The sequence below is a fragment of the Achromobacter sp. 10T422 genome (assembly GCF_056394065.1).
Genome location: NZ_JBFTHD010000001.1, coordinates 599,494 through 612,790 on the forward strand (window position 1 = coordinate 599,494; position 13,297 = coordinate 612,790).

Here is a 13,297-nt window from a genome sequence, read left to right on the forward strand (position 1 = left end):
CGGCCGCGGGCCGGTCAGCGGGTCACGGGCAGTTCAAGGTCCACGCCCGACCCATCCAGGAAGGCCGGCAGGCGCACGTCCCGCGAGGGCAAGGCTACGGTGGCGATCCCCGGCGTGGTCAGTTCACCGCGCTGGTTTTCGGCGGCCAGTTCGATGTCGACCAGCCCCGTGTTGTCTTTCACGTACTTGCGCAGGACTTTGCCTTTGCAGAACGTGGTGTCGCCCATGATGTTGAAGCGCCGCATTTCGGTACGCACGCGCTTGATGACGCCCGCGTCGCCCATCCAGTTGGTCACCAGCGAGCACATCCACGACGAACGCTGCGGGCCGTAGTCATAGGTGCCGGGCACGCCCACTTCCTTGGCGACCGATTCGCGGTGGTGGCCGATGCCGGTGTATTCCACGCCGCCGCCCGCCTCCGGGTTGCGAAAGAAGTGGCCGGGATGTTTGACCGCCGCTTGCAGCACCACGCCGTGCGTATGGCCGCGTCCGCAACCCACCAGAAAGCCCATCGTGTCCATCAGCGACAAGGGGCCGCGCGCAATCGTCGGCAGTTCTTCGCCTTCCTGCACCTCTTCCCAATAGCGCACGTTGGCGCCACGGATGTTCTTCGGCTCGTCCAGCACCATCTGGTCGATGCGGTCGCGTTCCTGATCGGCGTATTCGTGCTGCACGATTTCCTTGTACTTGCCGGTATCGCGCGCAGCCTTGCGTTCGTGGCGCGTGCACGTGCCCAGCGCGCGCGCAACGAGCTCACCGCGCTGGTTGTAGTAGCTGGCTTCCACGTACTGCAACACCAGGCGGCCCGAGAACTTGCTCTCTTTTTCTTCCACGCCCACCACGCGTTCGATGGCGGTAATGCGGTCGCCCGGACGCACGTGGCGGAACAGCTCCCAATCGTTGCCGGCATAAAAGCCGTGCACGCCCGGCAGGCCCCAGCGGGTGCGGCCCAGCCAGCCAAACGCCATCGGGAACATGGGATGGCCCAGCAGCGTGCCGTAACGCGTGCCCGAGGCGTAGCCGGCATCGCGGTACAGCGGGTTCAAGTCGCCAATGCCATTGCACCAATTGCGCAGCGTGTCCGCGGTGGCGTCTTGCAGGTACGGCCCTTCGGGACGCAGGTGCAAGCCGATCATGGCGCGCGCGGCGGCGACGGCTTCGTCGGTGATACGGCCTTCGGCGGGTGCGTTGCCGACATCGGCTTGGGGAAGATTCATGACATTGCTCACGGTTGCGACTCCTCTACCTATAAAGAGAATGCAGAATGCATTCTTTGAGAACGTAAAAAAACGCGTTGATCGCGGGGGTAATTCCAAACTGTCTATTCGATACGGATGCCTGCCGCCTGGATGATGGCGCCCCACTTCTGGCGCTCGTCTTTCACGAATGCATCCAGTTGCGCCGGCCCCATCACGAGCGGTTCCACGCCGATGTCCAGCATCTTGCGGCGCGTCTCGGGTTGCTCAAGCACGTAGCGCACGTGCTCGCTCATTTGTTGAATGATCTGCGGCGGCGTGCCGCGCGGCGCAAACAAGGCGTCCCAGGCCACGACGTCAAAGCCCGGCACGCCCTGCTCCGACACGGGCAGCACGCCGGGCAGCATGTCGCTGGCCTTCAATGACGTAATGCCCACGGCGCGCAACTTGCCGCTGGTCAGGTAGGGCCGCGCGGCGGTCACGGTGTCGATCACCAGCGGAATCTGCCCGCCCATCGTGTCGGTCAACGATTGGCCCGACGCCTTGTACTTCACGGCGAACAACGGCGCCTGCGCTGACTTCACGAATTCCGCGAACACCACTTGCGCCGTCGTGCTGGGCAGCCCGACGTTCAGCGTGTCGGGCCGGGCGCGCGCCCGCTTGACCAATTCGCCCACGCTGTTGGCGGGCAGGTCGGCCGCGGACGTGACGATCACCATCGGCAACAAGCCGACCATCGCCACGCCTGAAAAATCAGCGGTGGCGTCGTAGCCTTGGCTGGCGTACAGGAATTCGTTGGCGGCGTTGGTGGCGTTGGTGCCGAACAGAAAGGTGTAGCCGTCATTAGCGGATCGGGCGGCGGCAGACGAACCGATATTGCCGCCCGCGCCAGCGCGGTTTTCGATCACGATGGGCTGATTCAAACGCTTGGCCAATTCCTGCGACACCAGACGCGCGAGCAAGTCGGCGCCCTGCCCGGCCGCATACGGCACGATGATGCGCACGGGTTTGTCGGGCCAGCTGGCGGCCTGGGCCTGCGGCATGATGCCGATGCAGATGGCGATGGCGGCGCTGATGCCGGACCAAGCCACCCTTAACCCCCTACGCAACCCCGTGCGCAGTCCGATGGGCGACCCCGCGCGCAACCCCATTCGTAACCCCGAGCGCCAGGCGGGCATCGAGCCCGGGCGGGAAATCGTCAGCGTGTCATTCGTAGGCAGCGTCATGATGATCACCCGTTCAGCGCCAAGCCCGCACGCGGCCAGCGCGCCGCGAACAACTGCCCGTAGCCCGACAGCGTGATGTATGCCGTACGGCGGTCACTGCCGCCAAAGCAGAGGTTGGTGCAATAGCCTTCGGGCGCTTCGTGGAATTCAATGAGCTCGCCCTCGGGTGAAAACACGCTGATGCCGCCGCGCACCAAGGTGGCCACGCAGATGTTGCCGCCCGCCTCCACCGCCAAGGAATCAAAGCGTTGATACCCGGGCAAGCCGTGCACCAACTGCCCGCCGTTGGGCGACGGCCACGCCGCCAACTGCAATTCACCGGGCGCAGACGCAGGACGCGGGATCGGGTACGACCACAGCCGGCTGGTTTCCGTTTCAGACACATAGAGCCGCGAACCGTCGGGCGACAAGCCCACGCCGTTGGGCGTCAGCACCGGATGCGCCGCGCGGCGGATGGCGCTGCCGTCCGTGCGGGCGTAGTACAGCGCGCCGCGCAAGATCTTGTCTTCGAACGTCTTGCCGAAGTCCGTGAACCAGAAGCCGCCGTGCGCATCGAAGACGATGTCGTTCGGGCCGTGCAGCGGCACGCCGTCGCAGTGGGTATATAGCGTCTGCACGGCGCCGGTTGCGACATCCACGCGCTGGATGCTGCCGCCGTCGTAGCCGTCTGCCGGGCCAGTGGGCCGCGTGAAGCCCGCATCGGTGCGCCAGCTGAAGCCGCCGTTGTTGCAGACGTAGCAATGGCCGTCGGGCCCCAGCGCCGCGCCGTTGGGGCCACCGCCCAAGTCCGCTACGTTGCGCAGTTCGCCATTGGGCAGCACACGGGTCAGGCGGCCGCCTGCAATCTCCACGACCAGCACACTGCCGTCGGGCATCGCCACGGGGCCTTCGGGAAATTCCAGCCCGCTTGCCAAGACTTCACCTTGCAGCTTCAGTTGCTTCATGCCCAGGTTCCTTTTCTATGCGTGAATGGCGGAAGACGGCGCTTGCGCGGTCTGGCGGGCGCCCAGGTACGCGTCGATGGCTTGCTGCCGGCCTTCGCGGCTTCGCAGCGCCTGTTCATCGAGCTCGCCCACGATATGGCCGTGACGCAGCACCCACGCGTGCGCCGCCAACTTGGCCGCCACATGAAAACTCTGTTCGACCAGCAACGCCGCCAGTTGCTGTTCACGTTGAATCACCGCCAGCCGTTCGTACACCCGCGAGACCAGCAACGGCGCCAAGCCCAGCGACGGTTCATCCAGCAACAGCAGGCGCGGCGCGGACATCAGCCCCCGCCCGATCGCCAGCATCTGCTGTTCACCGCCACTGAGCAGACCGGCGGGCGCATTACGGCGCCCGGCGATCTCGGGGAAGAAATCCATCACCATCTGTTCGCGGCGCGCTCGCGTGCGCGCATCCACAAAGTACGAGCCCAGCACCAGGTTTTCAGCCACGGTCAGGTCCGTCACGATGGCGCGCCCTTCCGGCACGTACACAATGCCCCGGCGAAAGCGCTGCGCGGCCGACAGCCCGGAGATGTCTTCCCCGTCCAGCCGGATACGCCCTTGCGCCGGTTCCAGCCCAGCAATCGCGCGCAGCGTGCTCGACTTGCCCGCGCCATTGGCGCCCAGCAACGCCACCACGGTCGCGGCGGCGACCGACAGGCCGATGCCGTGCACGACCGGCCCCGCGCCATAGCGCACCGTCAAGCCCTCGACCTCCAGCAAGCGCGGCGATGCGTCATTCATCTTCGTCTCCCAGATAGACGCGCACCACTTCCGGGTTCAGCCGAATCTGTTCCGGGCCGCCCGATGCCAGCAGGCGGCCCACGTTCAGCACATGAATGGTGTCGCAAACTTCCATGATCAGGTCCATGTCGTGTTCGACCACTACCAACACCAGGTCGGGCGCGCGCAGCCGCAACAAGGCGGACGACAAATCGGCGGTCTCGATGGAATTCAAGCCCGCGGCCGGTTCATCCAGCAACAGCACCCGGGGGTTGCCCGCAATGGCGCGCGCGATCTCGGTCAGGCGCAGCACGCCGGGCGGCAGTTGCGACGGAAATTCGTCAGCCACCTCGGCCACGCCCAGCCGTTCCAGCGCGGTCAAGGCGCGTTGCCGGTTGAGCGCGCGTTCCGCCTTGCCGCGCGGCAGTGGCAGAAAGGCGTCGAACCAACCGGCCGACGACTGCCGGTCCAGCCCCACCATCACGTTCTCAGCCACGGTCAGTTCCGGGCACAAGGCCACATGCTGAAAGCTGCGCGAAAAGCCCAGCGCGGCGCGGCCCGTGGGCGGCATCCCTTCCAGACGGCGGCCGCCAAACTGGATGCTGCCCTGCTGCGGCGAATACAAGCCCGTCAGGCAATTGAAGAAACTGGTTTTGCCTGCGCCGTTGGGGCCGATCAAGCCCGTGATTTCACCGGCCTTCAGATGCAGCCCGATGTGTTGCAGCACCTGGATGCCGCCAAACGACAGCGACAGGTCGTCAACCACCAGGGCATCCGTGTCAGGCATAGCGAGCGCCGTCGTCATGGATTGCCTCCGTGCAAACGGGCGCGCAGCGAAGCCGGCAGCGCATTGAAGCCCAGCACCACGATCAGCAGTGCCGACCCGTACAGAATGGGTACCCAGTCACCCGCCCCCGCCAACAACAAGGGCATCAGCGTCAGGAACAGGCCGCCCAGCAAGCTGCCCAGAATCGACAGCGAGTACAGGCTGACCACGGAACCCACCAGCAGGAAAATCGACGTCCACAACGTAAAGCTATTGGGTGATACGGTGGATGAGCTGAACGACAGCATGGCGCCCGCGATGGCGGCAATGGCGCCGCTCAAGGCCATGCACGACAGCCGCGCCCAGCTGCGGCGCACGCCGAACGATTCGGCCGCATGCGGCGACGTGCGGATCAGCAGCAAGGCCATCGCCTGACGCGAGCGGCGGAAATGGCGCAGCAACAGCGCCACCGCCACCAGCCCGGCCAGCGGCAGGTAGTAGCGCTGGGTTTCCTTGGCTAGCCCAGGCAGCGCGTCCAGCTTCACGTACAGGCCTTCATAGCCGCCCGATACCGACGAAAAATGCAGCAGCACTTCGGGCAAGGCCAAGGCCAGCGCCATCGTGGCCACCGCCAGATAAATGCCCGACAGAAAGCGCGACGGGAAGGCGAAGGCCATGCCCAACACGGCGCCGGCAAGCGCCGCCACCGGCAAGCTGGCCAGCAGCGACACGCCTACGTACCTTTCCATCAAGGCGACGGTGTACGCCCCCGCCGCAACGAAGACGCCGTGGCCGATCGAGACCTCGCCCGCATAGCGCACCAGAAAGCTCACCGACATGATGGCAATGGCGTTGGCAAAGCACAGCCCCAGCGTGTAAGTCCAGTAGCCGCCCGCCGCCATCGGCAAGAGCATCAGCGCCAGCAGACCCGCCGCGCCGATACCCGCAGACCAGCGCTTGAACGGCGACGCGGCGGCACGGCCCGCAGCCGCAGACGCAGGCAACGCATTGGTGGATAGCATCACACTAGACACGGGCACCTCCGCGTATGGCCAGCACGCCCTTGGGGAAGACATTGAGCACCAGCAGAATCGTCAGCAGCAGATAGCTGTTGTTGAATTCGGCGGCGACGTAGAACGACAGCAGGTTCATGATCACGCCGATGAAGATGCCGCCCAGCACCGCGCCCGGCAGGCTGTTGAACCCGCCCACCACCGCCGCCGCAAAGGCTTGCAGCATGAAGGACGACACGCTGGTCGAAGACAGAAAGGTGGTGGGCACAATCAGCAGCGACGCCACCAGGCCGAGCAGGCCCGCCACCACCCACGAAAACAAATGCACGCGGCGCAGATTCAATCCGCATACGCGGCTGGCGAAGGGGTTGGCCGACACCGCCCGAAACGCGATGCCGATGCGGGTGCGTTCGATCAGCAGATACAGCAGGCCAATCGCCACCGCCGTCGTGCCCAGCACGGCCAGGTCATACGCGGTGACGATCACCGGCCCCATCTCGCCACGCCACTTGGGCAGCGGCAAGTCCAGCGACACCACGTTCGACCCGAACAGCAGCTGGGTGGCGCCCTGGGCGATCAGCCCCACGCCCAACGTGGCGATGGTGCTGGTCAGGTCCGACTTGAACACCAGCGGCGCAATCAGAAAGTAGCTKACCGCCATTACCGCCACCATGATGGCCAGCGTCAGCAGCACCGCCGCGCCCCAGGCCATGTTGGCGAACAGGCCTGCCGTGAAGCCGAACACCAGAAACGCGGCCAGCCCCGCCAGATTGCCGTGCGCGAAGTTCACGACGTTGGAGCTTTTGTAGATCAGCACAATGCCGATGGCGCCCATGGCGTACAGGCAACCGCTGACAACGCCCGCCCAGATCAGGCCGATCAGGTCATCCATGAGCCCGGCTCCTTTGCGTTGACGCATCGGGTTGAGCGGACTGGCCGGGTTCAGATTCCGCTGCCGCCGGCCCGTCGCCGCGGTCGATCAGTTCGATCACCGATGGGAAATACCGCCCCGAGAAACCGCCGCTGGCGGCGGCCGCGTAATACCGGCGGGCAAGCTCGGCCACATGCGCCGTCAGCTCGCTTTGCGCGGCCAGCTCCAACACGTAGCTCAAGTCTTTCAACACGTATTCCGGCGGGAATGATTTGTCGGGAAACTGGCGCGGCAACATGGCCTTGCGGCCGTGATTGCGCAGCACGAAGCTGTCGCCCGACCCCTTGGACACGGCGTCCAGCAGCACATCGGGCTGCACGCCGGCGCGTTCGCCCAGCACCATCATTTCAGCCAGCGCCACGGTGTTCTCGAACACCAGCGCGTTGTTGATCAGCTTGACCACCTGGCCGCAGCCTACGTCGCCGCAACGCGTCACGTCCGAGCCGATGTAGCGCAGCAGCGGTTCAATGCGCGGGTACAGCGTTTCGTCTGCGCCCACCATGATGCTGAGCTCTCCACGCTGGGCCGCTTCGCGGGTGCGCGCCACCGGCGCATCCACAAAGGCGACGCCGCGCGCGGCAAGCTGTTCGGCCACGCCACGGGCCGACGCAACGGTAGTGGTGCTCAGGTCGACAATCACGGCGGGCCGGCGCGCCCCATCAGTCACGCCGCCGGGCGCCACGCACACTTGCTCAACCTGCGGCCCGCCCGGTAACGACAGGAACACCACGTCCGCCTGCGCCGCTACGTCGGCAACGGACGCGGCACGGCGCGCTTTGGTGCCGTCCAATAAGCGGAATGCGTCGGCGTTCATGTCAAACGCGATCACGTCCGCCGGATGCTTAAGCGCAATGTTGCGGCACATCGGGCCACCCATCACGCCTAGTCCGATAAAGCCGATCACGGGGTGCTTGTCTGCTGTCATGGCGCGCTCCTGGCTTCAGTCCATCCACATGCCGCCGCTGATATCCAGCGACGTGCCTGTGATCCAGTTGGAAGCCGGCGAACACAGAAACAGCGCCGCCTGCGCAATGTCATCCGGGTTGCCGTAGCGGCCCAGCGGCACGGTGCCGTTGGCCGACGGCGCGCCGCCGCCCGTGACGCTGGCCCACATGGCGGTCTCGACCGGCCCGGGCGCCAGCGTGTTGGCGTACACGCCATGGGGCGCGCCGGCCTTGGCAATCCACCGCATCATGCCGTGCACGGCCGCCTTGGACGCCACATAGGCCGGCCCCGACGCCACGCCGCCGTTCTTGGCCGCAATGGAGCCCGCCGCCAGAATCTTGCCAAAGCCCTGCTTGCACATCAGCGGAAACAGTTTGCGCGCCGGGTTCACCACGCCGCGCACGTTGACGGACATCACGGCGTCCCACTCATCGTCGGTGCTCTCGGCAAGCGGCGTGCGGGCGATGATGCCGGCGCACAGCACCAGGATGTCGACGCGGCCGTAGTCCTCGATGATCTTGTCGATGACCTGATCCGTTTCGGCGCGCGAGGTCACGTCGTAGCGCCGGTAATCAATGCCACCGCCTATCTCTTGCTGCTCGACGCGGTCGGTTGCGATGACGCGCGCGCCCGCTTGCCGGAACGCCTTCGATATCGCCTGCCCCATCGCGCCCGCGCCGCCCGTAATCAACGCAACCTGGCCTTCAAGACTTGCTGGGCCGCTCAAATGCTGTGCCATCTTTTCTTGTCTCCTGATCGTTTTTTTCTTGGGGTGCGCGCTGGCGGTCAGCGCAGCGTCGCGGTGGCGGACATCGCCAATTCTCCGTCCGGTCCGCGCGCCCACAGCGCAAGCGATCCGTCTTCATTCGTATGCCCTTCCAGGCGGAACGGGCGCGACACAAACAAGGGGCTGACGCCGCGAAACTCAAAGCTGGCCAGCGCCCGGCCTTCGCCATGGTCCAGCGCCAGCTGCTGCAACAGCGTGGCGGTCAGCGGGCCATGCACCACCAGATCGGGATAGCCCTCTTCGTTGCGCGCATAGGCCTGGTCGTAGTGAATGCGGTGGCCGTTGAACGTCAACGCCGAATAGCGGAACAGCAGCGTCGTGTCGGGTTGCACCTCACGGCCCCACCGCGCCTGGCCGGCATAGGGCTCAGGCGGGCTTGCCGCTGCCGCGCCGGGCGGCGTGGCCTCGCGGTAGACGATGTCTTGCTCTTCGATGATGCAGTCCGCGCCGTCGCACCGCGTGGTGTGTTGCACGGTCACAAACCACAGCGATCCGCGCTTGCCGACCTTGTTCTCGACTTTCAGGATGCGGCTGCGGCGCGTGGCGTCAGCGCCAATCTTCACGTCCTCCAGATAGCGCACCCGGCTGCCCGCCCACATGCGGCGCGGCAACTCAATCGGCGGCAGAAAACCGCCGCGTTGCGGATGCCCATCCGTACCCAAGCCGCTACAGCGCGCCACCGGATTGAAGAACAGCCACTGCCAGCCCGGCGGCAGCGGTTCGCCCGCGCCGGGCGCAGCGTCCCGGTCCAGCGTGGCCGCCATGGCCGCAACCGCCGTCGCGTCGATGTGCTGCGTGCGCGATTCTTCGCGGCCGATCCATTCGTCATAGATATTGGTCACGCCCTGACTCCTAGGCTAGTTTTGCGTCGAACACGTCGGCGGGATAGGGTTTGAAGTCCCGCACCAGCCTGAAGCCGCCGCCGGACACCGCCTGAATGATTCCTTCCTGGCGCGCGCCGCGATGGTCGCCCGCCTTGAACGTGACCTGGCGCGCGCCGCCTACGGTTTCGTTGGTCATGGTTTCCATCACGTCGACAAGATTGGCGCGGGTCAGCGGCTTGCCGCTGGCCAACAGCATCTGGAAGCCCTTGACGAACAAGGCCGCGTTGCTCCAGCCATTCAGGCCGAACACGCCGATGGGGTCATTGGGATAAAGCTTGGCCACCGTATCGCGATACGCCTTGATGTTGGCGTCGTCGGCATCCACGGGCATCAGCCACGATGAAAAGTACGCACCATCCAGCAAGGGGCCGGCCAGTTTGTAGGTGGTGGGGTCGGCCGTGAAGAACGGCGCCATCCACTTGCCCTGAAAGCCCAGGCGGTCGGCGGTTTTCAAGGCGGCGGCCAGATTCGCGTTGGACCCGAACAGGATCACGACGTCTGCCTTGGCATTGGCGATGCGGCGAATATGCGGCGTGAAGTCGGTGCTGCGCACTTCAAACGGAATTGATTCCGCCGGCTGCTTCTTGTTGGCCGCCATCAGCAGGTCAAAGCCGCGCTTGGCGGACCGCCCCAGTTCGTCGTTTTCCCAGAGCAGCGCGACGCGGCTGGCGTTCAGCCCGCCAAACGCGTAGTCCAGGTTGGATGCGGCAGACCAGCCGTAGTCCGGCAACAGCGGGAACACGAGCCGTTCGGCGAACAGCGCCGTCGCGCCGCCAATCGGCCCGATCATCGGCAGGCCCACTTCCTTGGCGTAGGGAATCACCGCCACGGATTGCGCCGTACCAACGGGCGCGGCCAAGGCGAAGATCTTGTTCTCTTCCACCAGGCGGCGGGTTACCGCCACGCTGCGCGCCGGCTCGTAGCCATCGTCGTAGCTGACGGACTTGATCTTCCAGCCCTTCAGCGCGTCGGTTTCATTCACCCACTTGAAGCAGGCATCGGCGGCGCGCGAAAGAATGGCATAGAACGGCACCGGGCCGGTGATGGGCGTGAACGCGCCAACGGTGACCGTCTTGCTGGCCACGTCGATGCCTGGAGAAACGGATTGCGCGCGCGCCCAGCCTGGAAGCGAGATCGAGGCTGCCGCAGCACAGCCGGAAAGAAATGTCCTTCTGAGCACGGTGATGTCTCCTGGTTGTTCTTCGACGGCCGCTGTCTGATGCGCGACTAAGAATGCATTCTATATTTTTAACTGACGCGCAAAATACGGGCTTTCCCTAGGAAAAAGACTATCTCTGCGCAATCCTTACCCATATAGAATGCATTCTTTTAAGAAAACAGCCAGGAGACATCATGCCGAACGCACCGCTTTCCGGCCGCAAGGTCATTGAACTGGGCACCATGCTGGCCGCGCCCTTTGCCTCGCACATCCTGGCGCAGCTGGGCGCCGAGGTAATCAAGGTGGAACCCCCGCGCGGCGACCCCACCCGCAGCCTGGTGCGCGGCGGCCCCAGTGGCACGTTCATTGCGTACAGCCACGGCAAGAAAAGCGTGTGCATCGACCTGGCCCACCCCGACGGCCATGCCGCGTTCCTGAAGATGCTGGAAACGGCCGACGCGCTGGTTCATAACCTGGCGCCCAAGGCGGCGCGCAAACTGAAGCTGACGCGCGCGGACTGCCAGGCCGTCAACCCCCGGCTGATCTACTGCCACATCCGCGGCTATGCCGATGGCCCGCAGGCGGACGATCTGGCCTCGAACCCCGTGGCCGAAGCGTCCACCGGCGTGATGGAAGCCAACCGCATCAATGGCCGCCCCAGCCGCTTGGGGCCGTCGTATCACGACCAGTTTGCGGGCGCGTATGCCGTCATTGGCATCCTGGCGTCTTTGCTGCAACCCCAGACCGCTACAGATGGCGGACACGTCGAAATCGGCTTGTATGAAACCGGTTTGCACGTGGCGTCACGCGATCTTGTCGGCGTGCAACTGAAGACGCAACTGCTGGGCCGCCCCGAACGCGAACCGCATGGGGAATTCAGCATGCCGGGGTATGGTGCGTACCTGACCTCGGACGAACGCTGGATGTACCTGCTGATGCTGACGGACGCACACTGGCTGAAGTTCTGCCAGGCATTGGCGCTGCCACAGGCGGCCGATGCGTCGCTTGCGTCGTTGAAAGACCGGAAGAAGGCGCGCGAACAGGTGGAGGAAATCGTCAAGGCAGCGGTGGGCGCGCATCGCTTTGACGACCTGGTTGCACGCTTGAAAGCGGCGGGGGTGGGCTGCACGGAAGTGTTGCCGCTGGAACGCGTGCTGGATGCCGAACAGGCGCGGCAGGCAGGCACGCTGCGCAGCGTGCGCTATCGCGATCTGGCGTTCGATGTGCCGGAGTTTCCGCGTTTGCATGCGAATGATGACGGGGTGCAGACGCTGCCCCCGCCTGATTTGGGAGAGCACACGCTGGACGTATTGCAGGCGGCAGGCTTGTCGCCGGATGAATGCGAGGCCTTGATGGAAAGCGGCGCAGTATCCGCGATTCGTTCGGGCGATTTTGCGTGGGCGCCGGTACGGCGGCAGGCATAAAGCACCAGTTGTTCAGGCACAAATACCAAAACAAGGGCGCACAGATCGCCCGACAATAAATCAAGGAGACTGCAAGTGAAACAGCTCAACATGATGTCGGGCCTGATCAAGGCCAGGGCTGGGGCAATGACGTCTGCGGGAATGGCGTCTGCAGCAATAACGTCTGCGGCAATGATGGGCGTGGCCGTGATGGGTGCGGCCGTGCTTTGCGCGGCGCCGGCGTCGGCCTTGGCCGGCTCTGCGACGGGATATCCCGACAAACCGATCCGGCTGATCGTGGGATTTCCGCCGGGCGGCGGTGCGGATTTCGTGGCGCGACAGGTCGCGCAACGGCTGGGTGAAGCGCTGAACGCCAGCGTCGTGGTCGATAACAAGGCGGGCGCCAATGGCATCATCGCTGCCGCTGAAGTGGCGCGCGCGCCCGCCGATGGCTACACGCTGCTGCTGGGCGTAACGGCGTCGCAATCCATCAGCCCTGCGCTATCGCCCAAGCTGCCGTATGACCCGCAACGCGATTTCACGCCMATCACCGAAGTGGGCTACACCCCGCTGGTGCTGGTCGTGAACCCCAAGCTGCCCGTCAAAACGCTGGATGAATTCCTGCGCTACGCCAAGGCCAGCAAGACGCCCATTCCGTATGGCTCCGCCGGCATCGGCAACATCACCCACATGGCCGCCGAGCTGTTCGTGCAATCGTCCGGCGTATCAAACTTCCAGCATGTGCCTTACAAAGGCAGCAGCCAGGTCATGACCGATCTCATCGGCGGACGCGTCGATGCCTATTTCGACACCCTGCCTTCGTCGCTGCCCTTGATTCAAAGCGGTCAGGTGCGGGCGCTGGCCGTGACCAGCGCCGTGCGCTCCGGCACCGCAACCGATATTCCGACCGTGCAAGAGGCCGGCGTGCCGGGGTTCCAGACCACCACCTGGTTTGGCGTGCTGGCCCCGCCCAATTTAAGCGCCGAGCTGACAAACCGCCTCTACGACGCGTTGCGCAAGGGTTTGAGCACGCCCGACGCGCGCCAGGCGCTGGTGTCGCGCGGGGTGGAACCGGTGCTGGATTCGCCCGCCCAGTTCACGGCGGAATTGCGGACGGATCTGCAACGCTGGCGCGAGGTGGCGCGCAAGGCGAACATCAAGCTCGAATAGGCGGGAGCGTCCGTGGGGCGGTTTGGCGCTCTGGCGGTTTGGCGCTCTGGCGGTTTGGCGGTCCGGCGATCTGGCGCTCCGGCGGTCCGGCGATTTGCCCGTCCTGTA

13 protein-coding genes are annotated in these 13,297 nt (G+C 65.1%); 2 read left to right on the forward strand and 11 right to left on the reverse strand.

Going from position 1 to position 13,297, the window contains the following annotated elements; translation table 11 throughout:
• Window positions 1–14 precede the first annotated feature (14 nt).
• The 11 genes from AC1DB0_RS02490 to AC1DB0_RS02540 form a co-directional block, all read right to left on the reverse strand.
• Window positions 15–1,217: an FAS1-like dehydratase domain-containing protein gene (locus AC1DB0_RS02490; RefSeq protein WP_054425359.1), complete on the reverse strand. Its 1,203-nt coding sequence runs from the start codon at window positions 1,215–1,217 to the stop codon at window positions 15–17.
• Window positions 1,218–1,321: 104 nt separating this feature from the next.
• Window positions 1,322–2,422, reverse strand: coding sequence for a Bug family tripartite tricarboxylate transporter substrate binding protein (locus AC1DB0_RS02495; RefSeq protein WP_476756648.1), 1,101 nt, complete (start codon window positions 2,420–2,422; stop codon window positions 1,322–1,324).
• 5 nt (window positions 2,423–2,427) lie between these two features.
• Window positions 2,428–3,366 (reverse strand): SMP-30/gluconolactonase/LRE family protein, encoded by a 939-nt coding sequence (locus tag AC1DB0_RS02500; RefSeq protein ID WP_447981979.1) that lies wholly within the window; start codon window positions 3,364–3,366, stop codon window positions 2,428–2,430.
• A gap of 15 nt (window positions 3,367–3,381) precedes the next feature.
• Window positions 3,382–4,152 carry an ABC transporter ATP-binding protein gene (locus tag AC1DB0_RS02505; protein ID WP_054425354.1) on the reverse strand — a complete coding sequence of 257 codons (771 nt, stop codon included), beginning with the start codon at window positions 4,150–4,152 and terminating at the stop codon, window positions 3,382–3,384.
• Window positions 4,145–4,936 carry an ABC transporter ATP-binding protein gene (locus AC1DB0_RS02510; RefSeq protein ID WP_054425352.1) on the reverse strand — a complete coding sequence of 264 codons (792 nt, stop codon included), beginning with the start codon at window positions 4,934–4,936 and terminating at the stop codon, window positions 4,145–4,147. The genes AC1DB0_RS02505 and AC1DB0_RS02510 overlap by 8 nt, the downstream gene beginning before the upstream one ends.
• Window positions 4,933–5,931: a branched-chain amino acid ABC transporter permease gene (locus AC1DB0_RS02515; RefSeq protein ID WP_476756647.1), complete on the reverse strand. Its 999-nt coding sequence runs from the start codon at window positions 5,929–5,931 to the stop codon at window positions 4,933–4,935. Before AC1DB0_RS02515 ends, AC1DB0_RS02510 begins: the two co-directional genes overlap by 4 nt.
• Complete coding sequence (locus AC1DB0_RS02520) at window positions 5,924–6,802, reverse strand: branched-chain amino acid ABC transporter permease (RefSeq protein WP_054425348.1); 879 nt, start codon at window positions 6,800–6,802, stop codon at window positions 5,924–5,926. Before AC1DB0_RS02520 ends, AC1DB0_RS02515 begins: the two co-directional genes overlap by 8 nt.
• Window positions 6,795–7,766 carry an NAD(P)-dependent oxidoreductase gene (locus AC1DB0_RS02525; protein ID WP_476756646.1) on the reverse strand — a complete coding sequence of 324 codons (972 nt, stop codon included), beginning with the start codon at window positions 7,764–7,766 and terminating at the stop codon, window positions 6,795–6,797. Before AC1DB0_RS02525 ends, AC1DB0_RS02520 begins: the two co-directional genes overlap by 8 nt.
• Before the next feature lie 15 nt (window positions 7,767–7,781).
• Window positions 7,782–8,525, reverse strand: a complete 744-nt coding sequence (locus tag AC1DB0_RS02530; RefSeq protein ID WP_342065824.1) for an SDR family NAD(P)-dependent oxidoreductase — start codon at window positions 8,523–8,525, stop codon at window positions 7,782–7,784.
• A gap of 47 nt (window positions 8,526–8,572) precedes the next feature.
• Window positions 8,573–9,415, reverse strand: coding sequence for an HTD2 family dehydratase (locus tag AC1DB0_RS02535; RefSeq protein ID WP_476756645.1), 843 nt, complete (start codon window positions 9,413–9,415; stop codon window positions 8,573–8,575).
• A 10-nt stretch (window positions 9,416–9,425) separates the two neighbouring features.
• On the reverse strand, window positions 9,426–10,541 hold the full coding sequence (locus AC1DB0_RS02540; protein ID WP_476756644.1) for an ABC transporter substrate-binding protein: 1,116 nt from the start codon (window positions 10,539–10,541) through the stop codon (window positions 9,426–9,428).
• Window positions 10,542–10,810: 269 nt separating this feature from the next.
• On the opposite strand from AC1DB0_RS02540, the gene AC1DB0_RS02545 reads away from it, so the two are divergent.
• Together AC1DB0_RS02545 and AC1DB0_RS02550 are read left to right on the forward strand one after the other, a co-directional pair.
• Window positions 10,811–12,040 carry a CaiB/BaiF CoA transferase family protein gene (locus tag AC1DB0_RS02545; RefSeq protein ID WP_476756643.1) on the forward strand — a complete coding sequence of 410 codons (1,230 nt, stop codon included), beginning with the start codon at window positions 10,811–10,813 and terminating at the stop codon, window positions 12,038–12,040.
• Between the two features lie 75 nt (window positions 12,041–12,115).
• The gene (locus AC1DB0_RS02550; protein ID WP_476756642.1) at window positions 12,116–13,189 is read left to right on the forward strand and encodes a Bug family tripartite tricarboxylate transporter substrate binding protein; all 1,074 of its coding nucleotides are present in this window, start codon (window positions 12,116–12,118) and stop codon (window positions 13,187–13,189) included.
• The last annotated feature ends 108 nt before the right edge of the window (window positions 13,190–13,297 follow it).

Coding starts and splice junctions, on each gene's coding strand:
- AC1DB0_RS02490 (WP_054425359.1), bottom strand. CDS start 1,217: ATGAATCTTCCCCAAGCCGATGTCGGCAACGCACCCGCCGAAGGCCGT.
- AC1DB0_RS02495 (WP_476756648.1), bottom strand. CDS start 2,422: ATGACGCTGCCTACGAATGACACGCTGACGATTTCCCGCCCGGGCTCG.
- AC1DB0_RS02500 (WP_447981979.1), bottom strand. CDS start 3,366: ATGAAGCAACTGAAGCTGCAAGGTGAAGTCTTGGCAAGCGGGCTGGAA.
- AC1DB0_RS02505 (WP_054425354.1), bottom strand. CDS start 4,152: ATGAATGACGCATCGCCGCGCTTGCTGGAGGTCGAGGGCTTGACGGTG.
- AC1DB0_RS02510 (WP_054425352.1), bottom strand. CDS start 4,936: ATGACGACGGCGCTCGCTATGCCTGACACGGATGCCCTGGTGGTTGAC.
- AC1DB0_RS02525 (WP_476756646.1), bottom strand. CDS start 7,766: ATGACAGCAGACAAGCACCCCGTGATCGGCTTTATCGGACTAGGCGTG.
- AC1DB0_RS02530 (WP_342065824.1), bottom strand. CDS start 8,525: ATGGCACAGCATTTGAGCGGCCCAGCAAGTCTTGAAGGCCAGGTTGCG.
- AC1DB0_RS02545 (WP_476756643.1), top strand. CDS start 10,811: ATGCCGAACGCACCGCTTTCCGGCCGCAAGGTCATTGAACTGGGCACC.